At 58.3% G+C, this 22276-nt stretch carries 22 protein-coding genes and 1 other annotated feature; of the genes, 1 reads left to right on the forward strand and 21 read right to left on the reverse strand.

The features are described 5' to 3' along the window. Positions 1-99: 99 nt before the first annotated feature. From arnF to FO014_RS23455, 11 genes are all read right to left on the reverse strand, one after another. Positions 100-486 (reverse strand): 4-amino-4-deoxy-L-arabinose-phosphoundecaprenol flippase subunit ArnF, encoded by a 387-nt coding sequence (gene arnF / locus FO014_RS23405; RefSeq protein WP_105230874.1) that lies wholly within the window; start codon positions 484-486, stop codon positions 100-102. After that, a complete protein-coding gene (gene arnE, locus FO014_RS23410; RefSeq protein ID WP_160031262.1) occupies positions 483-827 on the reverse strand; it encodes a 4-amino-4-deoxy-L-arabinose-phosphoundecaprenol flippase subunit ArnE in 345 nt (114 codons plus the stop codon). Before arnE ends, arnF begins: the two co-directional genes overlap by 4 nt. Next, on the reverse strand, positions 824-2488 hold the full coding sequence (gene arnT / locus FO014_RS23415) for a lipid IV(A) 4-amino-4-deoxy-L-arabinosyltransferase (protein WP_160031263.1): 1665 nt from the start codon (positions 2486-2488) through the stop codon (positions 824-826). Before arnT ends, arnE begins: the two co-directional genes overlap by 4 nt. Next, the gene (arnD, locus tag FO014_RS23420) at positions 2485-3390 is read right to left on the reverse strand and encodes a 4-deoxy-4-formamido-L-arabinose-phosphoundecaprenol deformylase (protein ID WP_111737199.1); all 906 of its coding nucleotides are present in this window, start codon (positions 3388-3390) and stop codon (positions 2485-2487) included. The genes arnT and arnD overlap by 4 nt, the downstream gene beginning before the upstream one ends. Next, positions 3387-5369, reverse strand: coding sequence for a bifunctional UDP-4-amino-4-deoxy-L-arabinose formyltransferase/UDP-glucuronic acid oxidase ArnA (arnA, locus tag FO014_RS23425; RefSeq protein WP_160031474.1), 1983 nt, complete (start codon positions 5367-5369; stop codon positions 3387-3389). The genes arnD and arnA overlap by 4 nt, the downstream gene beginning before the upstream one ends. Next, complete coding sequence (gene arnC, locus FO014_RS23430; RefSeq protein ID WP_105230870.1) at positions 5369-6349, reverse strand: undecaprenyl-phosphate 4-deoxy-4-formamido-L-arabinose transferase; 981 nt, start codon at positions 6347-6349, stop codon at positions 5369-5371. The genes arnA and arnC overlap by 1 nt, the downstream gene beginning before the upstream one ends. After that, positions 6336-7490 (reverse strand): UDP-4-amino-4-deoxy-L-arabinose aminotransferase, encoded by a 1155-nt coding sequence (gene arnB / locus FO014_RS23435; RefSeq protein ID WP_105230869.1) that lies wholly within the window; start codon positions 7488-7490, stop codon positions 6336-6338. Before arnB ends, arnC begins: the two co-directional genes overlap by 14 nt. A 401-nt stretch (positions 7491-7891) precedes the next feature. Then, positions 7892-8647 (reverse strand): vitamin B12 ABC transporter ATP-binding protein BtuD, encoded by a 756-nt coding sequence (btuD, locus tag FO014_RS23440; protein WP_160031264.1) that lies wholly within the window; start codon positions 8645-8647, stop codon positions 7892-7894. A gap of 14 nt (positions 8648-8661) precedes the next feature. Then, positions 8662-9213 carry a glutathione peroxidase gene (locus tag FO014_RS23445; RefSeq protein ID WP_111737200.1) on the reverse strand — a complete coding sequence of 184 codons (552 nt, stop codon included), beginning with the start codon at positions 9211-9213 and terminating at the stop codon, positions 8662-8664. Positions 9214-9289: 76 nt separating this feature from the next. After that, on the reverse strand, positions 9290-10291 hold the full coding sequence (gene btuC, locus FO014_RS23450) for a vitamin B12 ABC transporter permease BtuC (RefSeq protein WP_160031265.1): 1002 nt from the start codon (positions 10289-10291) through the stop codon (positions 9290-9292). 179 nt (positions 10292-10470) lie between these two features. Then, entirely contained in the window at positions 10471-10893 is a 423-nt protein-coding gene (locus FO014_RS23455; protein WP_160031266.1) for a DUF2502 domain-containing protein, read from the reverse strand. A 231-nt stretch (positions 10894-11124) separates the two neighbouring features. Here FO014_RS23455 and FO014_RS23840 point away from each other — a divergent pair, with 231 nt between their 5' ends. After that, positions 11125-11265 carry a hypothetical protein gene (locus FO014_RS23840; protein WP_201282895.1) on the forward strand — a complete coding sequence of 47 codons (141 nt, stop codon included), beginning with the start codon at positions 11125-11127 and terminating at the stop codon, positions 11263-11265. A 585-nt stretch (positions 11266-11850) separates the two neighbouring features. Here FO014_RS23840 and ihfA read toward each other — a convergent pair. From ihfA to FO014_RS23505, 10 genes are all read right to left on the reverse strand, one after another. Next, positions 11851-12147: an integration host factor subunit alpha gene (gene ihfA / locus FO014_RS23460; RefSeq protein ID WP_054307187.1), complete on the reverse strand. Its 297-nt coding sequence runs from the start codon at positions 12145-12147 to the stop codon at positions 11851-11853. 4 nt (positions 12148-12151) lie between these two features. Then, positions 12152-14539, reverse strand: a complete 2388-nt coding sequence (gene pheT / locus FO014_RS23465; protein ID WP_160031267.1) for a phenylalanine--tRNA ligase subunit beta — start codon at positions 14537-14539, stop codon at positions 12152-12154. Between the two features lie 14 nt (positions 14540-14553). After that, the gene (pheS, locus tag FO014_RS23470) at positions 14554-15537 is read right to left on the reverse strand and encodes a phenylalanine--tRNA ligase subunit alpha (RefSeq protein WP_105230860.1); all 984 of its coding nucleotides are present in this window, start codon (positions 15535-15537) and stop codon (positions 14554-14556) included. A 139-nt stretch (positions 15538-15676) separates the two neighbouring features. Further along, positions 15677-15800 (reverse strand) — a sequence feature (Phe leader region). Next, positions 15751-15795 carry a pheST operon leader peptide PheM gene (gene pheM, locus FO014_RS23845; RefSeq protein ID WP_121626058.1) on the reverse strand — a complete coding sequence of 15 codons (45 nt, stop codon included), beginning with the start codon at positions 15793-15795 and terminating at the stop codon, positions 15751-15753. (Overlaps the previous feature by 45 nt.) 114 nt (positions 15801-15914) lie before the next feature. Further along, positions 15915-16271, reverse strand: coding sequence for a 50S ribosomal protein L20 (gene rplT, locus FO014_RS23480; RefSeq protein WP_004931417.1), 357 nt, complete (start codon positions 16269-16271; stop codon positions 15915-15917). 43 nt (positions 16272-16314) lie between these two features. Then, positions 16315-16512: a 50S ribosomal protein L35 gene (gene rpmI, locus FO014_RS23485; protein WP_004931418.1), complete on the reverse strand. Its 198-nt coding sequence runs from the start codon at positions 16510-16512 to the stop codon at positions 16315-16317. Between the two features lie 98 nt (positions 16513-16610). Continuing rightward, complete coding sequence (gene infC, locus FO014_RS23490) at positions 16611-17162, reverse strand: translation initiation factor IF-3 (RefSeq protein WP_160031475.1); 552 nt, start codon at positions 17160-17162, stop codon at positions 16611-16613. 3 nt (positions 17163-17165) lie between these two features. Next, positions 17166-19094, reverse strand: coding sequence for a threonine--tRNA ligase (gene thrS, locus FO014_RS23495; RefSeq protein ID WP_105230858.1), 1929 nt, complete (start codon positions 19092-19094; stop codon positions 17166-17168). A gap of 507 nt (positions 19095-19601) precedes the next feature. Next, a complete protein-coding gene (locus FO014_RS23500) occupies positions 19602-20735 on the reverse strand; it encodes an ABC transporter substrate-binding protein (RefSeq protein WP_160031269.1) in 1134 nt (377 codons plus the stop codon). A gap of 151 nt (positions 20736-20886) precedes the next feature. Continuing rightward, positions 20887-22170, reverse strand: a complete 1284-nt coding sequence (locus FO014_RS23505) for an SLC5/6 family protein (protein WP_160031270.1) — start codon at positions 22168-22170, stop codon at positions 20887-20889. Positions 22171-22276 lie beyond the last annotated feature (106 nt).

Genomic DNA, 22276 nt, shown 5'->3' on the forward strand with positions numbered 1-22276 from the left:
CCGCGCGGCGGGAAGTCACGGCGCTATGCGGGTAATTTATCCTCGCCGATGGAAAAAAGGCAAGTTTCAACCGGGATAATTCTGATATGGCACCAATTTTTAGCGCTTCCGGGCATCCTGCCGCGCTATCAGCCACACCCCCAGCAGTATCAGCAGCGTACCCAGACTTTTTAACCAACTGGCGGATTCGTTAAACCACGGCAACGCCACCGCCGCCAGATACACCAGCACATAACTGACGCCCAGCAACGGATAGGCGCGGCTCAGCGCCAGGGTGCGCAGCGCCATCAGCCAGCACAGCATCGACAACCCGTAGCCGGCGATGCCGAATGCCACCGCCAGCAGCGCCGGCAGGCTTCCCGCCGCCGGCAGCGCCAGACTATGCAGCGACAGCGGCGGCAACTGCACCATGCCCCACTTCATCAGCAGCTGCGCGGCGCTGACCAGCAGCACGCTGGCGATGCCCCAGATGTAGCCCTTTCTCATAACGGCGCGCTCATCAGCAGGATCCCCACAACGATGGCGACGACGCCGCACCAGTGACGCGGCGCGATCGACTCCTTAAACAGCAGGCGGGACGCCAGCGTCACCAGCACGAAATTGAGGCTGAGCATCGGATAAGCCTGGCTGAGCGGCAGCCGCTGCAATACCGCCAGCCATACCGCCATCCCCGCCGCCAGCAGCGTCAGCGCCAGCCCCAGCCAGCGCAGCAGGTAGCGACGGCGCACCCTGGCAGGTAAGCGCCAGCCGCGCGCCGCCTGTTTCTGACACAGCTGCCCGCCGCAGGTCAGCAGACACGCCAGTAAGACCAGCAGGTAGCCGCTCATGGCTGCTGCTGATACCAGTACAAAACGTAGCGGTTCATGCGCTGCATCTTATCCGGCGGCGGCAGCCGATCGGACAGGCTCTCCCCGCGCGACAGCTGCAGCGCCAGCGCCACGTTGCCCTGCCGGCGCGCCTGCGCCAGCCATGACGCGAACTCGCCCTCGCTGATAAACCGGTCGTGCGCATCCGCATAGCCCAGCCCATACCCCACCTCACCCTGTTCGTTGTACATCAGCACGTCGCCGCGCTTTAACTGCCAGGAGAGGCCGGCGGCCAGCCCCACGCTGTCGCTCAGCACGTAGCGGCTGTGCGCCAGCAGCGTCTGATTGGCGCGGATAAAGTTCTGCGGCTGTTTGGCGTCAATCACCTGCTGCGGAATGGCATAACCGATCAGCAGGCACAGCAGCAGCGGACAGGCTGCCGCCCACGTCCAACGCCGGCCGCCCTCGCCCAGCGACAGCACGGCAAACAGCAGCCAACCGGCAAACGCCGTCGCCCCCAGCGCCAGCTTTATCCCCTCGTGTGGGCCGAACAGCGGCGTGCCCGGCAGCAGACCGCTGCCAAGCAGCAACAGCGCGAGCAGCCCCAGCGCGCCGAACAGACCGTTAAGCAGCGCATTAATCCTGAATACTCGGCTGCGCAGCGCGCTCAGCCGCGCTTCGGCATAGTCCGCCATCAGCAGCGCCAGCGGCGCCATGCAGGGCAGAATATAGGTCGGCAGTTTGCCTTTGGCGATGCTGAAAAACAGCAGCGGCATCAGCACCCAGCTGAGCAGGAAGAACAGCTCCGGCCGCGCGGCGCGCTCGCGCCAGCCTTTGAACAACGCCCCCGGCAGCAGCGCCAGCCACGGCAGTGTTCCGGCCATCAACACCGGCAGGTAATACCAGAACGGCGCTTTATGTTGGGCATCATTCTCCGCAAAACGCTGGATATGCTCCACCCAGAAGAAATAGCGCCAGAAGTCCGGCTCGCGCTGAGCGATCGCCAGCGCCCACGGCAGGCTGAGCAACGCCGCCGTGACAATCGCCAGCGGGCCGTAGATCAACAGATCGCGCCAGCGCCGCTGCGTAATGGCGATCGGCAGCACGGCGATCACCGGCACCGCCAACGCCAGAAAGCCTTTGGTCATAAACCCCATGCCGCAGGCCAGACCGAGCAGCGCGTAAGCGCCCAGCCTGCCCCTGACCGAGACGGCCTGCAGGGCCAGGTAATAACTGACCATCGCCGCCGTCATCCATAACGCGATCATCGGGTCGAGCACGCTGTAGGTGCCGATGCTGAACACCAGCACCATCGACAGGAAAATCAGCGCCGCCAGCCCGGCGCAGCGCGCGTTGCGCCACATCAGCATCGCCAGAGCAAACACCAGCAGCGCGCTGACGCCGCTGCAAAATACCGCACCAAAACGCACGGCGAAGTTGCTGTCGCCAAACAGCCACTGACTGATGTTATTGATCCAGTAACCCGCTACCGGCTTTTCAAAATAGCGCAGGCCCAGCAGATGCGGCACGACCCAGTCGCCTCGCTGCAGCATCTCGCGGCTGATCTCCGCATAGCGGGTTTCATCCGGCTGCCACAGCAGGCGGCCGTTGAGCGGCAGCAGATACGCCAGCACAAAAAACAGCGATGCAACGATGGCCCAGGCGTTTTTTAACGACTTCATGCAACGTCCTTCACGTCGGTTTGGCGGCCCAGCCAGCCTTCACGGCCGGGAAAAGGCCCGCGTTCAATATCGCCCGGCGGCAGCGACGACAAATCAGCCGGCAACAGCGCGCTCAGCGGGCAGAATTCAATGCCCTGCTGCTGCGCCCGCTGCAGTAGCTGCTCAAACATCGCCGCCTGCGACATGCCTTCCACTTCGGTGTGGATGGTATAAACCGGCACGCCGGCGTCTTGCGCTATCGCCCGCAGAATATAGTCATTGAAATCCGTCATGCTGACTTCACGACCAATCACTTCATCAAAGGTCGGCAGCGTGACCGGAATCTGCACCGTGCCCAAACTGCCGTCATCAAGCCGCGGCCGGAACGGATGCGTACCGCGGCAGTCGCTGTTGTAGTCAAAAGCAAAACGCTCTTTCACCGCCAGCACGCGCCGATCGGCGCGCCAGCCGGCGACCGCCGAACAACGCACCGGCTGGCCGGCGGCAGCGCTCAGCGCATCGACGCCCAGTTGGATCTGCCGCGCCAGCTGCGCCTCGGACCAGCGCCCGGCGTTGGCCTGCCAGCCCTGATGATCCCAGGCGTGCAGCCCGACCTCATGGCCGGCATCAGCGGTCTGTTTCATCAGCGGCGCCAGCCGGCGCGCAATATGGCGGCCGGGCCAGGCGGTGCCCGCCAGTAAAATATCCCAGCCGTAGAGCGAGGCGGCGTTGGAGCGCAGCATCTTCCACAGAAACTGCGGCCGCAGCAGGCGCCACAGATGGCGCCCCATATTGTCCGGCCCGACGCTGAAGAAGAAACTGGCGCGGATAGCGTACCTGTCGAACAGCGCCAGTAAGCGCGGCACGCCGTCCCGGGTGCCGCTGAAGGTGTCTACATCCACCCGCAGGCCGACTTTTTTCATGCCTCCTCACTTTCCTGCACGCTGGTGCGCAGGAAGTAGTCCAGCGTCTCGGCAACGGTCTGCTGCATGGCGATGGTCGGCTGCCAGTCCAGCAGGCGACGGGCGTTGCGGATGCTCGGCTTGCGGTGCTCCACATCCTGATACCCCTGACCGTAATAGCTGCTGCTCTCAACGTTTTTAAAGCCGGCGAACGGCGGGAAACGGTCGCGCAGCGGGTGGTCGTTAAAGCTGGCCAGCAGCATCTCCGCCAGTTCGCGAATGCTCGCCTCATTGCTGGGGTTGCCGATATTGACGATCTGCCCGTCGCACAGGCCGTCACGGTTTTCAATAATACGGTACAGCGCCTCAACCCCGTCGTTAATATCGGTAAAGCAGCGCTTCTGCGCCCCGCCGTCCATCAGTTTGATCGGCGAGCCTTCCACCAGGTTCAGGATCAACTGGGTGATGGCGCGCGATGAGCCGATGCGTGCGGCGTCCAGGTTGTCCAGCCGTGGCCCCATCCAGTTAAACGGCCGGAACAGCGTGAACTTCAGCCCCTCTTTGGCGCCATAGGCCCAGATCACCCGATCCAGCAGCTGTTTGGATACCGAGTAGATCCAGCGCTGTTTGTTGATCGGCCCGACGATCAGGCGGGAATGATCTTCGTCGAACGCCTGGTCGTCGCACATGCCGTACACTTCCGACGTCGACGGGAAGATAATGCGCTTGTTGTACTTCACGCAGTCGCGCACGATCTTCAGGTTTTCTTCAAAATCCAGTTCGAACACCCGCAGCGGGTTGCGGGTGTATTCGATCGGCGTGGCGATCGCCACCAGCGGCAGCACCACGTCGCATTTCTTGATGTGATACTCAATCCACTCGGAATGAATGCTGATATCGCCCTCGACAAAGTGGAAGCGCGGATTATCCAGAAAACGGCTGATGGCATCGGAACCGATATCCAGCCCGTAAATTTCATAGCGATCTTCCCGCAGCAGCCGTTCAGTCAGATGGTTGCCGATAAACCCGTTCACGCCCAGGATCAACACACGGGTGCGGCGCTTCAGCGCCGACTGCGGCTTGGCCAGCAGGCGAACATCGGCCACAATGCCCATCTCCTGCGCCAGCCGGCTGCCCTGCACGTACAGACCGGCCTCATTCTGCCCGGCGATAATTTCCAGCGCGCCTTCGCCGCAGGCCACCACCAGCGGCGAAGCGCTGAGCACCGTGCCCGGCTGTTTGTCATGCGCAATCGCCAGCGGACGCGAGCGCCAGACAATCAGTTTGCGCTGCCCCAGATAGCTGAACGCGCCGGGATAAGGTTCGGTCACCGCCCGCACCAGGTTATGGATGGCGTCGGCGCTGCGGTGCCACTGAATTTCGCCGTCGGCGGCGCTGCGGCGGCCAAAATAGCTGGCCTGGGATTCATCCTGCGGGCTGAAGGTTGCGCTGCCGTTTTTCAGCTTCGGCAGCTGTTCTTCCAGCAGCTGCGACGCCGCCGCCAGCACTTTCTTATGCAGCGTCAGCGCGGTGTCATCGCCGGCAATCGCCACGCGCTGTTGGCCGACGATATCGCCGGCGTCCGGCCGTTTAACCATTTTATGCAGCGTAACGCCGGTTTCGCTTTCACCGTTAACCAGCACCCAGTTCACCGGCGCGCGGCCGCGGTAGCGCGGCAGCAGCGAACCGTGCAGGTTGAAACCGCCCAGCGGCGCCAACGACAGCACGTCGTCACTCAGCAGGTTACGGTAGTAGAACGAAAAAATAATCTCCGGCTGCAGTTCGCGGATGCGTTCGACCCACAGCGGGTGGTTCACGTCTTCCGGCGCGTATACCGGCAGGCCCATGTCGGCCCCCAGACGCGCTACCGAAGAGAAAAACTGGTTTTCACCGGGTTGGTCGGTATGGGTAAATACCGCCTGGATGTCGTAACCCGCGTTGCTCAGCGCCTGCAGACCGGCGCAGCCAATATCATGGTAAGCAAATACAATCGCTTTCATCATTCTTCTTCCTGAGTCTCTTGGTCAGGCTGTTTGCCGACCACTTTCTGAACAAAATAACGCGGACGAGCACGCACATCGGTGTAGATGCGCCCGATATACTCGCCGAGCAGTCCCATGCCGACGAACTGGGCGCCAATAAAGCTGAACAGGACGGCAAATAACGTGAATACCCCGCCTTCGGCCCACTCCGGCCCCAATATCAAACGCAGGACGATCAGCAGCAGCGCCAGCACAAATCCGCACAGCGCCACCACGCTGCCGACCACGCTGAGCAGACGCAGCGGCGTGGTGGTCAGACAGGTGATCAGGTCATACATCAGATTGATCAGCTTCATCAGGCTGTACTTGGAGTCGCCGAATTCGCGCTCGGCGTGCCGGACGTCGATTTCAGTGGTGCGGCGGGCAAAGGTGTTCGCCAGAATCGGGATAAAGGTGCTGCGCTCGTGGCAGTGCAGCATCGCCTCGACGATATGGCGCCGATAGGCGCGCAGCATGCAGCCGTAATCGCCCATCGATTTACCGGTGGCGCGTTGGATCATCATATTGATCACTTTGGAGGCGCTTTTACGGAACCAGGAGTCCTGCCGGTTGGCGCGCACGGTGCCCACCACGTCGTACCCCTGCTCCGCGACGCTGACCAGCCGTGGGATCTCTTCCGGCGGGTTTTGCAGGTCGGCGTCCAGCGTGATCACCAGATCGCCGCTCACCTGATTAAAACCGGCCATAATCGCCGAATGCTGGCCGTAGTTGCGGTTCAGCAGCACGGCGATGACATGGCTGCCTGGCCGTTCGGCCGCCGCACTCAGCATATCGGCGGAGTCATCGCTGCTACCGTCATCCACCAGAATGATTTCATACGCCTGCGTCAGCTGATGACAGGCCGCCATGGTGCGTTCCAGCAGCGCCGGCAGGCTTTCCTGCTCGTTATAGACCGGAATGACGATCGAGACTTTGTTGATCGGTTCAATCTGCGACACGTGACGCCTCCAGTACACTGAACAGCGCACCGACCACGCGGTCGACGTCCGCCTCGCTCATATCCGGGAACAGCGGCAGCGTGCACAGCCGCGCCGAGTTCCATTCGGTATGCGGCAGACTCAGCTGCGGATAACGCTCACGGTAGAATTTTTGCGTATGGGCGGCGCGGAAATGCAGCCCGCTGCCGATGCCCTGCGCCTTCAGACGCTCCATCAGCGTATCGCGGTCGCACCCACAGCGCTCGGCGTCCACCCGTACCATAAACAGGTGCCAGGCGTGATCGTGCGGATAATCCGGCAGCCCCAGCGGCTGGAACGGCGACCCCTGCAGCGCCTGCAGATAGCGTTCGGCCAGCGCCTTGCGGCGTGCGTTCAGCTGCGGCAGACGCGCCAGCTGCACCACGGCGATCGCCGCATGAATGTCGGACAGGTTGTATTTGTAGCCGGGCTCCACCACCTCCGCCTGCGGCGTGCGCCCCTGAGTCTGGCGGTCGAACGCATCCACGCCCAGGCCGTGAAACTTCAGACGCCGTACGCGCTCGGCCAGTTCCGCATCGTCGGTGGCGATCAGTCCGCCTTCGGCGCAGGTCAGGTTTTTTATCGCATGGAAGGAGAAAATCGCCGTGCCGCGCGCGCCGATCCACTCGTCCTGATAGCGGGCGCCTACCGCGTGTGCGGCGTCTTCAATCAGCGGCAGCCGGTGACGGCGGGCAACGTCGCGCAGCGCATCCAGAGGCAGTGGCGCGCCGGCATAATGCACCGGAATAATGGCTTTGGTGCGGGAGGTTATCGCGGCTTCCACATCGGCAGCGCTGACCATCAACGTCTCGCGGTCAACATCAATCATGACCGGCGTCGCGCCCAGTAACTCGATCATATTAAGGGTGGACACCCAGGTTTGCGACGGAGTAATCACCTCGTCGCCCAGGCCGATACCCAGCGCCATTAACGTAATATGCATGCCCGCCGTAGCTGAACTGACCGCCACCGCGTGCCTGCAGCCAAAGGTGCGGCAAAAGTCCGCTTCCAGCTGCTGGTTTTGCGGCCCGGTGGTGATCCAACCGGATGTCAGCACCTTGCCTACCGCCGCAATTTCTTCATCGCCAATTGCCGGGCGAGAGAAAGGCAAGAATTGATCCATAGTAAACCTCAAAGATTGCGAACGTGATTTCAATTACAATGTAAGGCGCTTTTATTTAACGGATAGTAAACGCCAGAGAAAGTCGTTCCCGGTTGTTCCATGGTCAATGTACGGCGGCAAGCTTAACTAAACCTTAAGATGAAATTCATTTTCTGCAGAAGTTTTGGCGGCGGAATCGCCGCAGGGAAATAGAATAAATCCACCAAAAACAATAAGTTATAATTATTAACAATTATCTCTTAATATAAGTGAACTTATATTAAGCCTAGCACCTGGCGTATGCTTTTCAAGGAAGGGTGCGGATTTAACGCAAATATATCAGAGCGCAATACCGGCAATGAGCCGGCTATTTTATGAAGTTTGTTTATATTCCGTTTACTTATCCTGCGCGTATAAAACGCTCAGGCGGTGGTAGTCATAATCCAGCGCTGATTGCCCGTCGACTGCATATGAAAATCCACCTCATAAATCTGTGACAACAGAGCCGGCTCCATCACCTCATGGGTTACGCCCTGCCTGACCACCTGCCCGGCCTGCAGCAGCCAGACGCGATCTGCCTGCTGTAACGTATGGTTGAGGTCGTGCGCACACACCAGCGCGCTGCGCCCGCTGCGGCAGAACTCATGCAACAGGCGATCCAGCGCCACTTTTTGCGCCACGTCGAGCGCGCTGGTCGGTTCGTCCAGCAATAACAGCCGGCTGTGCGGGTTAATGCTGGGCCACACCTGCAGCAGCGCCGCCGCCAGCCGCACCCGCTGCCACTCGCCGCCGGAAAGCTGCTGCAACATGCGCGACAGCTTATCGGTCAGCTTCAGGCTCTGACACAGGTAAAGCATGGCGTTTTCCACCGCCTGCGCCGCTGCGCCCGCCGGCTGGTGCAGAGCCAGGTACTGGAATACCGGCATCAGCGCCGCCGGCGGCTGTTGCTGGCTCAGATAGGCGCGCCGCCGTGCCAGCTCACCGGCCTGATAGTCGTACAGCGGCCGCCCGTCCAGCGCGATCGTTCCGTCCCCCGGCAACAGCCCCGCCAGCCGCGCCAGCAGGCTGCTCTTGCCGGCGCCGTTCGGGCCGATCAGATGCACCTGCAGCCCTGCCGCGATCTGCGCGCTAAACGGGGCCAGACGCCCCCTAACCCCGACCTGACTGAGCTGCAGCATCGTCTCCATATCCCTTAACGGCTCAGCGCCTGCTCCACCGCCGCCGTCAGCAGCGGATCTTCCGGCGTCATATCCGGGGCAAAGCGCTGGATCACCTGGCCGTCGCGGCCAATCAGGAACTTTTCGAAGTTCCACAGGATATCGCCGGGCTGTTTCGGCCCCTGATCCTTACTGATGCGTCGCGCCATAAATTCGCTGCCCTGCGGCGCCAGCGCAGCAGGCTGCGCGGCGATCAGCGCCTGATACAGCGGGTGACGGTTGGCGCCGTTCACCTCAATTTTGCTAAACAGCGGGAACTGCACGCCAAAATTGGTGCGACAAAACGCCTGAATCTGCTCATTGCTGCCCGGCTCCTGCGCCAGGAACTGATTGCACGGGAAGCCCAGCACCGTCAGCCCCTGCTGACGATACGTTTCATACAGTTTTTCCAGACCTGCATACTGTTTGGTCAACCCGCATTCTGAAGCCACATTGACCACCAGCAGCACATCGCCCTGATACGCCTGCAGCGTAGTCTGGCGGTTATCGATCGTGGTCAGCGGAATGTCATAAATAGCCTGTGTCATCATCGTTATCCTGTCAGTTTGAGAGTCGTCATCGGTAAAAGTCCGGCGCCTGCGCCGGATGCCTGCCACAGTCAGCTTACGCCTTCACCCGGGTCAGTAGCCAGATAAACAGCGGCGCGCCGAGGGTGGCGGTAACCACGCCGATCGGCAGCTCCGCCGACAGCAGCGTGATACGCGCCACCACATCGGCGGCCAACAGCACGCCGGCGCCGGCCAGCGCGCAGCCGGGCAGCAGGTAACGCTGATCGGTCAGGCCGCTCAGCCGGAGCATATGCGGGATCACCAGACCGACAAAGCCGATCACTCCCGCCAGCGCCACGCTGACGCCCACCAACCAGCCGACGGCCAGCACCAGCAGGTTGCGCCACAGGTGCAGCGGCAGGCCCAGCTGACGCGCCTGGGTTTCCCCCAGCGTCATCAGGTTGAGCGCCTTGCCCTGCCGGCACAGCCACAGCACCACCGGCAACAGCGCCACAATCAGCCATTTTTGCCGCCAGTCGACGCCGCCAAAACCGCCCATCATCCAGTACATCAGCTGGCGCAGATCCAGGCTGGAGCTGAAATAGACCGCCCAGGTCATAACGGCGCTGCAGACGATGCCCAAAGCCACCCCCACCAGCAGCAGGCGCGTATTGGTCAGACGTCGTCGGCGGGCAAACCCGAGCAGTAACAAGGTCATCGCCAGCGCGCCGATAATCGCGCTGAGGCTCATCCACGCCACCGGCAGCAGCCCGTGGCTCAGCAGAATCGTCAGCACCAGGGCCACGCCGGCGCCGTTGGCGACGCCCAGCAGCCCCGGTTCCGCCAGCGGGTTTTCAAACAGCGCCTGCATCACCGCACCGGCCACCGCCAGGCTGGCGCCTACCAGCATCACCGCCAGCGCGCGCGGCAGGCGCAACTGCCAGACAAACAGCCGGGCGGCGTCGCCAAACCACTGGTTCGGCCACAGCCAGAGCTCGCCGGCGCTCAGGCTGAACACCAGCGCCACCGCCACGCCCAATGCCAACAGTGACAGATAGCGCTTATCGCGCCGGCGCTGGTTTTTCAGTAAAAGCGTGAAGGTCTGGCTGGTTGGCATAAACGCGGCAATTCCCTGTGGGCCGAAGAAGCCGGCCGGATCGTTAACATCTGTAGTTAAATATTAGGGGGTTAACGACGTCAGGGAAAGCCTTTGTCGCATTGCGGAGGGGAAAATGGCGGCCGGCTCGCCCTGCCGTTAAACGGGCGAGCACGGATAACGGCGTAAGCGGTAAGCGATCAGCGATGTTCATCGCCCCGCTTTGGGTACGGTTTACCGCTATCTTGTGCGCCGTGACCACCATCATGACGATCGTTGCGCTCATGCGATTGCTCGTGTGCAGCATGCTGATGCCCGTCATGATGGCCGCGATCGTCGTCAGCGTGGTGTGCATCGCCACGGCGGCCTTCCCCGTGCCGCGCCGGAGGCTGCCAGCGGCCGCCGTCCCAGTAATACCCGCGATCGTTACGTTCGCCGATGCCGCGCCCCTGATGCGCATGCCACCACTGCGGCGGACGCCAGTCGTAGCCATCCCAGTAGTAACCGCGATGATCCCGATCGCCCAGATGCAGCGACACGCCGGGCACATTGATATCGATAGACACCTCCGCCTGCGCCGCCACCGGCAGCAGCAGGCACATCAGCAACAACATTTTATTCATGTTATAGTCTCGGATTATTTGAAGCAGGCGCCGTTATAGCAAGGTGACTATTTCCCGACTATCTCACCGATGCCTATTTGCAGATTGTTTTCGGCATCCTTACGCAATACTGACATTACGCTGCCAGAGTCAACGTAAATATGACTGCTAACAGCGCTTAACGATTTACTGACGGACGCTGCGGCCGGCTGTTATTTATAATCACTGCACCTTGTAACCAGGAAAATGATTATGACCAAACGTATTATCGCCCTGGCAGGCGTCGCCCTGCTCACCACGCTGCTGAGCGCCTGCTGTTTCGGCCCCCATGGCGACGGTGGCCCGCACGGCGGCGGACACGGCGGCCCGCAAGAGCACTATCGCCATCGTTAAGCTCAGGGGCTGCGGCCCCTTTGATATTTGGATTTTTTCTAGCAATTAATTAACACTCTGAATCGGTGTTAACTCCGCCACAATACGTCTTCAAGAATAAACTATCTGTGGAAAGATAGATAAATAGCAAACCCGCTAGCTTTTACATCTAACAGTTAATCACCTATCCCTCTACATTCTCATTAATTACTCTCGTTTTACTGAAAATGCCTCTTCCGTCTTGTAGAAAAACATTATTCACGGCTAATTTACCGGAAATATAATTCTGGATAGCCCTATTATGAAGTTTTTTTGGCTATTGCCGCAGGCGCTACCAACATGAGATGCAAAGCCCCTTTCCCGATTCTACTTTCCCAAGACTTCAGAGAGCTCATGATTGACTACCTCACAGAACATTTGCGAACGGCTCCAGATACTCCTCGGCAAGAAAATAGTGCATATCAAGGTTTCGCGGTGTCAGCTTATGATAAACGGGGGGATATTTGATCAACCAGCCCGATACGTCCCTCTTTTTAAATAAACTATACCGCGATACAAGACATGAAAAAGGCCGCATCAGCGGCCTTTTTAGTGTTACTACCCGTGTTAGTTTTTCGGGCTCGCGTTTTCCACCCGGCTTTTTAACTTCTGCCCCGGACGGAAGGTCACCACGCGGCGCGCCGTAATTGGGATGTCTTCGCCGGTTTTTGGGTTACGCCCCGGACGTTGATTCTTGTCGCGCAGGTCGAAATTGCCGAAGCCGGACAGTTTGACCTGTTCACCGTTTTCCAGAGCCCGGCGGACTTCTTCAAAAAACAGTTCTACCAAATCTTTCGCATCCCGTTTGCTAAGCCCCAGCTTTTCAAACAGGTGTTCAGACATTTCAGCTTTAGTAAGCGCCATAGGTTCAATCCCTCAAGGATGCTTGGAATCGCTGTTTTAGCGCCTCTACGCATTTTGCAACGGTAGCGGCGATCTCCTCTTCTTCCAGTGTACGGGCGGTATCCTGCAATACCAGACTGATAGCCAGGCTCTTATAACCCTCTGCTACGCCCTTGCCGCGGTACACATCAAACAAGTTTACGCCAACTATCTGATTTGCGCCAACTTTCTTACACTCCGCCAAAATATCTTCTGCCGGTACGTTTTCTGCCACCAGAACGGCGATATCACGACGGTTTGCCGGGAAGCGAGAAATCTCCCGCGCCTGAGGCACGACGCGGCTTGCGACCTTATCCCACTCCAGTTCAAACACCACGGTGCGACCGTTAAGATCCAGTTTACGCTCAAGTTCCGGATGCACCACACCGATGAAACCGATGCGTTCACCGTGTAAATAAATGGCCGCACTCTGCCCCGGGTGTAACGCCGGATTGGCCTCCGCCTTGAACTGAATCTCGGATAATTTACCGGTCAGCTCCAGGACAGATTCCAGATCCCCTTTTAAATCATAGAAGTCCACCGGCTTTCTTGCCAGATCCCAGTGTTCATCGTGAGTATGGCCGGCAATCACGCCCGCCAGCATGACATCCTGACGGATACCCAGATCTGCTGAACTATCAGGGACAAAGCGCAGGCCGCTTTCGAACAGGCGCAGGCGCGTCTGCTGACGGTTCTGGTTGTACACCACCGCCGACAGCAGGCCGGTCCACAGCGACAGACGCATCGCCGACATCTCAACCGAGATCGGGCTTGGCAGGATCAACGCCTCTTCGTTCGGGTGCAGCAGCGCCTGAACTTTAGGATCGACAAAGCTGTAGGTGATCGCTTCCTGGAAGCCGTGATCGACCAGCAGGGTTTTCACACGCTTCAGCGTCAGATCGGCCTCACGATGCTGGGTCATCACCAGATCGGCGCGCACCGGCACGTCAGGAATATTGTTGTAGCCGTAGACGCGGGCCACTTCTTCCACCAGATCTTCTTCGATTTCCATATCGAAACGCCAGCTCGGCGCCACCGCCTGCCAGTCGTCGCCCTGCTCGGTCACTTCGCAGCCCAGACGACGCAGAATATCGCTCACCTGTTCGCTCGGCACCACGTGGCCGATCAGACGATCCAGCTTCTCACGGCGCAGCGTGATGGTCGCGCGCTGCGGCAGTTCGCCTTCGTGCGTCACATCAATCACCGGGCCGGCCTGGCCGCCGCAGATATCCAGCAGCAGGCGGGTGGCGCGTTCCATCGCCTGGTACTGCATCGCCGGATCCACGCCGCGCTCGTAGCGGTGGGAAGCATCGGTATGCAAACCGTGACGACGCGCGCGGCCGGTAATCGCCAACGGGCTGAAGAATGCGCACTCCAGCAGCACGTCCTGCGTCTCTTGGTTCACGCCGGAATGTTCGCCGCCGAAGATACCGCCCATCGCCAGCGCCTGTTTGTCATCGGCGATCACCAGGGTATCGGCCTGCAGTTTGGCTTCGTTGCCGTCCAGCAGCGTAATGGTTTCCCCTTCGTTCGCCATCCGCACATTGATGCCGCCGCTGATGCGGTTCAGGTCGAAGGCGTGCATCGGCTGGCCCAGCTCCATCAGCACGTAGTTGGTGATGTCCACCACCGCATCAATGGAGCGGATGCCGCAGCGACGCAGTTTTTCACGCAGCCACAGCGGGCTTGGCGCTTTAACGTTGATGCCTTTCACCACGCGGCCCAGGTAACGCGGACACGCCTGCGGCGCACAAACGCGGATCGGCAGGGTATCGTCGATGGTGGCGGCAACCGGCGTCATATCCGGCACGTTCAGCGCCAGCTGGTTCAGAACGCCGACGTCGCGCGCCACGCCGATAATGCCCAGGCAGTCGGCACGGTTCGGCGTTACGCTGATTTCGATCGCGTTATCGTCCAGCTTCAGGTATTCGCGGATATTAGTGCCTACCGGCGCATCCGCCGGCAGTTCGATAATGCCGTCATGATCGTCGGAAACGCCCAGCTCGGAGAAGGAGCACAGCATGCCTTCGGACGGTTCGCCGCGCAGCTTCGCCGCCTTGATTTTAAAATCGCCCGGCAGCACCGCACCCACGGTCGCGACCGCCACTTTCAGGCCGGCACGGCAGTTCGGTGCGCCGCAAACGATGTCCAGCAGGCGCTCGCCGCCGACGTTAACCTTGGTGACGCGCAGTTTATCGGCGTTAGGGTGCTGGCCGCATTCGACCACCTCGCCCACCACCACGCCGGTAAACGCGCCGGCAACCGGTTCCACGCCGTCCACTTCCAGGCCGGCCATGGTGATTTGTTCGGATAATGCTTCGCTGCTGATGGCCGGGTTTACCCACTCGCGCAACCAGAGTTCACTGAATTTCATGTGATATTCCCGCCTTACTTAAACTGTTTGAGGAAACGCAGATCGTTTTCGAAGAATGCGCGCAGATCGGTCACGCCGTAGCGCAGCATCGTCAGACGCTCCATGCCCATGCCGAAGGCGAAGCCGGAATACACTTCAGGATCGATGCCCACGTTGCGCAATACGTTCGGGTGCACCATGCCGCAGCCCAGTACTTCCAGCCATTTGCCGTTTTTGCCCATCACGTCGACTTCGGCGGAAGGCTCGGTGAACGGGAAGTAAGACGGACGGAAGCGCACCTGCAGATCTTCTTCAAAGAAGTTGTTCAGGAAGTCGTGCAGCGTGCCCTTCAGGTTGGTGAAGCTGATGTCTTTGTCGACGATCAGGCCTTCCATCTGGTGGAACATCGGCGTGTGGGTCTGGTCATAGTCGTTACGGTAGACGCGGCCCGGCGCGATGATGCGGATCGGCGGCTGCTGGTTTTTCATGGTGCGGATCTGCACGCCGGAGGTCTGAGTGCGCAGCAGGCGCTTGGCGTCGAACCAGAAGGTGTCGTGGTCAGCGCGCGCCGGGTGATGACCCGGGATATTCAGCGCATCGAAGTTATGGTAGTCATCTTCGATTTCCGGGCCGGTCGCCACGGAGAAGCCCAGCTCGCCGAAGAAGGTTTCAATGCGGTCAATGGTGCGGGTAACCGGGTGCAGGCCACCGTTTTCCATGCGGCGACCCGGCAGGGAAACGTCGATGGTTTCTGCCGCCAGACGCTCGTTCAGCGCCGCGGTTTCCAGCGCGTTTTTACGTGCGTTAAGCGCTTCCTGAACCTGCTGTTTCGCCTGGTTGATCACCGCCCCTGCGGCCGGACGTTCTTCCGCCGGCAGTTCACGCAGCGACTGCATCTGCAGGGTAAAATGGCCTTTTTTGCCTAAATATTCGACGCGCACCAAATCTAACGCGGCAACATCCTGGGCATCTTCTACGGCTGCCTTGGCATTGGCAACCAGCTCTGCGAGATGTGGCATTGCTTTCCTCTTCCTCTGGCCGGTGTGGCCCGCTAAATAGTCGTTAAGGGATTACCGTTTAATAATACCTTGATAAATAAGTAGTTATCTATCTTTTCGTTCGCCTTTTGGGCAAAAAATACGTTTTCTTTCGCCCTAAACAAAAAAAGCCTCCACAGGGGAGGCTTAGGCGCTACTTTCCGTTTCTTTTCTTACGCGCAAAGCCTCCTGAAATCAGGCGCTAAAGTAAAAAAAGAAACGGAAAATAGCAGCGTGCATGCTTGCATTACCTTGTTGGTTGCGGTTTGACCACATTGATAAAACGGCGCTCAATAAAAGTCAACACCTGCCCGGCGGGCAACGATTAAAAGAGGGAGCAAGCTCCCTCTTCCACTGACTTACGCCAGAGCTGCTTTCGCTTTTTCAACCAGTGCGCCAAAGGCCACTTTGTCGAATACGGCGATGTCAGCCAGGATCTTACGGTCAATTTCAATAGAGGCTTTTTTCAGGCCGTTAATGAACTTGCTGTAAGACAGACCGTTCTGACGAGCAGCTGCGTTGATACGTGCAATCCACAGCTGACGGAACTGACGCTTACGCTGACGACGGTCGCGGTAAGCATACTGACCTGCTTTGATTACTGCCTGGAAGGCAACACGATATACGCGCGAACGGGCACCGTAGTAGCCTTTCGCCTGCTTCATGATTTTCTTGTGACGTGCGCGTGCAATTACACCACGTTTTACGCGAGCCATATGCTCTCTCCTAAAGTCTTATTCTTGAATCAAAAAATGTGGCTTATGCGTACGGCAGGCACGCGGTAACCAGGACCAGATCGTTTTTAGACACCATGCCTTTCGGACGCAGGTGACGTTTACGCTTGGTTGCTTTTTTGGTCAGAATATGACGCAGGTTAGCATGTTTACGCTTAAAACCACCGCTGCCGGTTTTTTTGAAGCGCTTGGCTGCACCACGTACAGTTTTAATTTTTGGCATTTTAATTAAATCCACTTCGCATTGTTAAACAACGAATCAGTGAGGCGAATAAAACCCACACAACGCAAGCGCTGCGCGGGTTCGATTACTTGGAAGCCTTACTGTTTCTTCTTGGGTGCGAGCACCATGATCATCTGACGGCCTTCGATCTTCGTAGGGAAGGATTCGACCACTGCCAGTTCCATATCTTCACACAGGTCTTTACGGACGCGGTTAAGCACTTCCATGCCGATCTGCTGGTGCGCCATCTCACGCCCGCGGAAACGCAGGGTGATTTTGGCTTTATCGCCATCTTCCAGAAAGCGAATCAGGTTGCGTAGTTTGACCTGATAGTCGCCATCATCGGTACCAGGCCGGAATTTGATTTCCTTGACCTGAATAACTTTTTGCTTCTTCTTCTGCTCTTTCGTCGACTTGCTCTTCTCGTAGAGGAATTTGCCGTAATCCATGATTCGGCAAACCGGCGGTTCGGCATTAGGACTGATCTCGACTAGATCGACGCCAGCTTCCTCAGCCTTTTCAAGAGCTTCTCTCAGACTGACAATACCAATCTGCTCGCCATCCAAACCTGTCAAGCGAACCTCTTGGGCGCGAATCTCTCCGTTGATGCGATTAGGGCGCGCCGGTTGAACTCGTTTTCCGCCTTTAATACTTTATTCCTCCAGTTGATGAAGACTACGGCTGCGAATCTCGTGCAGCAGCTTGTCTACGACTTCACTTACGTCCAGGCTTCCCAGGTCTTTGCCACGGCGGGTACGAACGGCAACTTTGCCTGCTTCGACCTCTTTATCACCGCACACCAGCATATAGGGAACCCGACGTAAAGTATGTTCGCGAATTTTAAAGCCAATCTTCTCATTTCTCAAGTCCGCTTTAACACGAATGCCTGCATCTTGCAGTTTTTTGGTTAATTGCTGGACGTAATCAGACTGACCGTCGGTGATATTCATCACCACCACCTGCACAGGGGCGATCCAGGTTGGGTAGAACCCGGCGTACTCCTCGGTCAGAATACCGATGAAGCGCTCCATGGAGCCCAGAATTGCGCGGTGAATCATTACCGGCACCACGCGTTCGTTGTTTTCGCCAACGTACGAAGCGCCTAAACGGCCCGGTAAGAAGAAATCGAGCTGCACGGTACCACATTGCCATGCACGATCCAAACAATCATGCAGAGTAAATTCAATTTTTGGTCCGTAAAACGCGCCCTCACCCGGCTGATATTCAAACGGAATGCCGTTTTCAGTCAGCGCGGCCGCCAGGTCGTCTTCCGCTCGGGTCCACATTTCGTCGGTGCCGATGCGTTTCTCCGGACGGGTGGATAATTTCACCGCGATCTTGTCGAAACCAAAGGTGCCGTACATATCGTAGACCATCTTGATGCAGTCGTTCACTTCGGCGCGCACCTGATCTTCGGTACAGAAGATGTGGGCGTCGTCCTGGGTGAAACCGCGCACGCGCATCAGGCCGTGCAGCGAGCCGGACGGCTCATTGCGGTGGCAGCTGCCGAACTCGCCCATACGCAGCGGCAGGTCGCGGTAGGACTTCAGGCCCTGATTGAAGATCTGCACGTGGCCCGGGCAGTTCATCGGCTTGATGCAGTATTCACGGTTCTCCGAAGAGGTGGTGAACATTGCGTCCTTATAGTTATCCCAGTGGCCGGTTTTTTCCCACAGCACGCGGTCCATCATAAACGGACCTTTCACTTCCTGGTACTGGTACTCTTTGAGCTTCACGCGCACAAAGGCTTCCAGCTCGCGGAAAATCGTCCAGCCGTCGTTATGCCAGAACACCATGCCCGGCGCCTCTTCCTGCATGTGATACAGGTCGAGCTGCTTGCCGATTTTACGGTGGTCGCGCTTGGCCGCTTCTTCCAGACGCTTCAGGTAGGCGTTCAGCTGCTTTTTATCCGCCCAGGCGGTACCGTAGACGCGCTGCAGCATTTTATTCTTGCTGTCGCCGCGCCAGTAAGCGCCGGAGGTTTTCTGCAGTTTGAAGTGGTGGCAGAAACGCATGTTCGGCACGTGCGGACCGCGGCACATGTCGATGTATTCTTCGTGGTGATACAGGCCCGGATGGTCATCGCGGCTGATGTTCTCATCCAGAATCGCCACTTTGTAGCTTTCGCCGCGGGCGGCGAAGGTGTCGCGGGCTTCTTGCCAGCTGACCTTTTTCTTGATGACGTCATAATCCTTGTCGGCCAACTCATGCATCCGCTTTTCCAGCAGATCCAGGTCTTCCTGCGTCAGGGTATGGTCCAGATCAACGTCATAGTAGAAACCGTTGTCGATCACCGGGCCGATGGCCATTTTGGTGTCCGGCCACAGCTGTTTGATAGCATGACCCAGCAGGTGCGCGCAGGAGTGGCGCAGAATCTCCAGCCCCTCTTCGTCTTTGGCGGTAATAATCGCCAGTTGCGCATCGGACTCGATCAGATCGCAGGCGTCGACCAGCTCGCCGTTCACACGGCCGGCAATACAGGCTTTCGCCAGGCCAGGGCCGATATCGCGGGCAACGTCCAGGGGGGATACGGCGTGGTCGTAATGACGCTGACTGCCGTCAGGAAGCGTAATAACAGGCATTAATAATTCCTTATCTACAGTGGTGACCCACACGACAGATCACATATAGAAAAACATTTTTGTTTAACATCGATGAGTTATTGGCGCTATTTAGCTTCACTCTGCCAAATATATACACGCACCGGCACAGAATTTGCGATGTGCCGCTGGTGTGACGCCATAACGGCGGACAGTGTATCACCTTGAACGGGCGAACTTCCACCCGTGACTTTTTCGTTTTGTTAAACGCGAAAAGATAGCGTAACGACTGACTTAACGCCCCCATCAGCAAAAAAGTCCGCCCAGCAGCGCCAGGAAAACAGCAGGGAAATTAACTACCGCCGCCACAGCGGGCCTTTCAGGCAGGATAACCCCCATTCGATGATAAACGTCAGGAGTGCGCCGACAATTTAGTAATGACGTTGGCAATTATTTCAGTCATTTTCTGGCTCATCGATGAACGCCGGCAAATACCGCCGGCCATGGCGCAACGGGAAAGCGCGGTGCCCCCCCGTTTTTCCGGTCAGGTTACTTGCCGCCCGGTGCCTGAGCGCCAAGCACGCCCTTGCCTTCAGGCACTTCGGTAAAGTTCTTCAGGATGTCGCTGTAGGTCTGCGCCGGATCCAGCGTTTTAAACTGCGCCGGGTAAATAAACTTCGCCAGATACTCCAGCCCGACGATATTGTACGGATGGTTATAGAAGTTATGGTAGATACCGTAGAAGCGCCCCTGTTTAACCGCGTCAATCTGGGCAAAGCCCGGGCGCTGCTTCATCCGGGTAAAGGCGTCGTCCACCTGCTTTTGCGTGACGCCGTAACCAAACGGCACTGCGGCGTTGGTTTTTGTCGCCCACTGCGAGCCGGACACGATATACACCTGCGGCTTCATGCTGATGACTTTCTCCAGCGAAACGTCGCCGGTGGCGCCGGGCAGCAGCTCAGAACCGATATTACGCGCGCCGACCGCCTCCACCAGCCCGCCCCAACCGACGTGCGCATGGGTAAAGCAGCAGGACTCCAGGCCATTCAGCCCGGCTTTCGCTTCGATAAACACCAGCGGCTTGGGCTCAACCGCCTTGGTTTTCGCCACGATATTCTGATAGTGCTGCTGATAGAAATCGGTGTACTGCTTGGCTTCCGGTTCACGATCCAGCGCTTCGCCCAGCAAGGTCACGCTTTTCGGCGTGTTCTCCACCGGTTTCAGCATGGTATCGATAAACAGCACCGGCACCCCCAGCGCTTTTAGTTGCTTGAGCACGCCGGTCTGTTCCAGCGAGGGTTTCGAACGCAGCTGGGCGATCATCAGGTCAGGCTGTTTGGCGATCACGCTTTCCAGATTGACCTCGCCATGGTCGCTAAAGCCCATATCGAGGATGTTATTGGCCGCCGGCCATTTGCTTTTCAGGATGTCCCAGGTTGCCCCGTCGCTCTTTTTCAGCAGGTTATTCCAGGCTACCAGCCGGCTGAACGGATCGGCGCGGTCCAGCAGCGCCAGCGTCAGAATATCACGGCCGTCCTGCACCACGACGCGCTTCGGCTCCTGCTTCAGCGTCACGCGCTGGCCGGAGGTGTCGGTTAAGGTTAACGGATATTGGGTCGCCAGGGCCTGGGCGGAGAAAACGCTGGCGCAGGCTAACACCAACGGAATAATTCGACGGGACACACGCTGCTCCTTAGTAAAATATCAACCAGGAAAGCATAATGAGAATTACTTTTATTATCAAAATCCAACGCTGCTTTTCAGCGGTTGAATTGCAAACAGGTGTTAACAACCATTAAAAGAAACCGGCGCATCCTGCGATGCGCCGGCGGTATTACATCAGGCCGTAAATCAGCGCCGACAGGGCGATCAATCCCATCACCAGAACAAAAACATTGCTCAGGGCGCGATATTTATGCATCGACGGCACCGCACGCACCGCATACATCGGCAGGATAAACAGGATAACCGCGATCAGCGGACCGCTGATGGTTTCTATGATGTGCAGCGCGCTCGGGTTCCACACTGTCGCCGCCCAGGTGAGCAGGAACAGCACCACCGCCGAAATACGGTGCGTGGCACGTGAGCTCAGCGGGTTACCCAGCGCCCGGGTAACGCCGTCAATCAGACTGGTCGCCCCTTCCGTGACGCCCAGCGAGGTGCCGAGGTAGGATTTCGCCATTGCCAGCATCGCCATGATCGGCCCCAGATAGGCGATCAGCGGATTGGAAAACTTGTTCGCCAGCGTGGTCAACACGGTAATGTTCTGCGCCTTGGCCTGTTCCATATCCTGGTAAGACAGGCTCAGTACGCAGCTGAAGACGAAGAACAGCACGGTGACGCAGATCAGCACATAGCTATAGCGCATAATGCGCGCGCAGCGGCGCTCCGCCTTATCGCCGTACAGGCTTTTCTGCGTCGAGGCGAAGGAAGAGATGATCGGCGCATGGCTGAAGGAGAACACCATTACCGGCACCGCCAGCCACAGCGAATGCCACAGCGACGGGCTGTCAAACTGCGTGCTCATCAGTCCCTGGGTGAAATGCGCGGTATTCCAGCTAGGGACCAGATACAGCGAAATCCCCATCAGGAACACCAGCAGCGGGAAGACCAGCATCCCCATAGCGGCGACAATGCCGTCTTTGCCGCGCAGCAGCACCAGGTTCAGCACCACCACTACCGCCAGGCTCAGCCACAGGCGTGGCGGCGGCGCGACGTGAAACTGGTGGATCAGAAAGCTGTCCAGCGCGTTGGTGATCGAAATGCTGTACACCAGCACAATCGGGAAAAACGCCAGCAGGTACAGCACCATGATAATTTTGCCGGCCAGTACGCCAAAGTGCTCCACCACCACATCATGGATATTGCCGTCGCGGCTGGAACCGGACAGCACAAACCGGCTCAGGGCGCGGTGCGGCAAATAGGTCAGCGGGAAGGCGAACAACGCCATCAGCAGCAAGACCAACGGGCCGTTCAGGCCGGCGTTAATCGGCAGAAACAGCGTGCCGGCGCCAACCGCCGTGGCATATAAACCGAACATCCATACGGTGTCCGTTTTGTTCCAGCGCGACGATGGCGGGGTCGCCAACGCGCCGGAATCCGGAGAAATAGTACTCATGAGACAGCTTACCTTAATCTGTAACGACAACGATTGCGCTCAACGGAACTTCCTTCTCCGTGATATTTTATTTTATAATTCAATGAATTAATCAAGGAAATCATAT

The sequence above is a fragment of the Serratia rhizosphaerae genome, from assembly GCF_009817885.1.
In the GTDB taxonomy this organism is placed as follows: Bacteria; Pseudomonadota; Gammaproteobacteria; order Enterobacterales; family Enterobacteriaceae; genus Serratia_B; species Serratia_B rhizosphaerae.

Coding starts and splice junctions, on each gene's coding strand:
- arnF (WP_105230874.1), bottom strand. CDS start 486: ATGAGAAAGGGCTACATCTGGGGCATCGCCAGCGTGCTGCTGGTCAGC.
- arnE (WP_160031262.1), bottom strand. CDS start 827: ATGAGCGGCTACCTGCTGGTCTTACTGGCGTGTCTGCTGACCTGCGGC.
- arnT (WP_160031263.1), bottom strand. CDS start 2,488: ATGAAGTCGTTAAAAAACGCCTGGGCCATCGTTGCATCGCTGTTTTTT.
- arnD (WP_111737199.1), bottom strand. CDS start 3,390: ATGAAAAAAGTCGGCCTGCGGGTGGATGTAGACACCTTCAGCGGCACC.
- arnA (WP_160031474.1), bottom strand. CDS start 5,369: ATGAAAGCGATTGTATTTGCTTACCATGATATTGGCTGCGCCGGTCTG.
- arnB (WP_105230869.1), bottom strand. CDS start 7,490: ATGGATCAATTCTTGCCTTTCTCTCGCCCGGCAATTGGCGATGAAGAA.
- btuD (WP_160031264.1), bottom strand. CDS start 8,647: ATGCTGCAGCTCAGTCAGGTCGGGGTTAGGGGGCGTCTGGCCCCGTTT.
- FO014_RS23445 (WP_111737200.1), bottom strand. CDS start 9,213: ATGACACAGGCTATTTATGACATTCCGCTGACCACGATCGATAACCGC.
- btuC (WP_160031265.1), bottom strand. CDS start 10,291: ATGCCAACCAGCCAGACCTTCACGCTTTTACTGAAAAACCAGCGCCGG.
- FO014_RS23455 (WP_160031266.1), bottom strand. CDS start 10,893: ATGAATAAAATGTTGTTGCTGATGTGCCTGCTGCTGCCGGTGGCGGCG.
- FO014_RS23840 (WP_201282895.1), top strand. CDS start 11,125: ATGACCAAACGTATTATCGCCCTGGCAGGCGTCGCCCTGCTCACCACG.
- ihfA (WP_054307187.1), bottom strand. CDS start 12,147: ATGGCGCTTACTAAAGCTGAAATGTCTGAACACCTGTTTGAAAAGCTG.
- pheT (WP_160031267.1), bottom strand. CDS start 14,539: ATGAAATTCAGTGAACTCTGGTTGCGCGAGTGGGTAAACCCGGCCATC.
- pheS (WP_105230860.1), bottom strand. CDS start 15,537: ATGCCACATCTCGCAGAGCTGGTTGCCAATGCCAAGGCAGCCGTAGAA.
- rplT (WP_004931417.1), bottom strand. CDS start 16,271: ATGGCTCGCGTAAAACGTGGTGTAATTGCACGCGCACGTCACAAGAAA.
- rpmI (WP_004931418.1), bottom strand. CDS start 16,512: ATGCCAAAAATTAAAACTGTACGTGGTGCAGCCAAGCGCTTCAAAAAA.
- thrS (WP_105230858.1), bottom strand. CDS start 19,094: ATGCCTGTTATTACGCTTCCTGACGGCAGTCAGCGTCATTACGACCAC.
- FO014_RS23505 (WP_160031270.1), bottom strand. CDS start 22,170: ATGAGTACTATTTCTCCGGATTCCGGCGCGTTGGCGACCCCGCCATCG.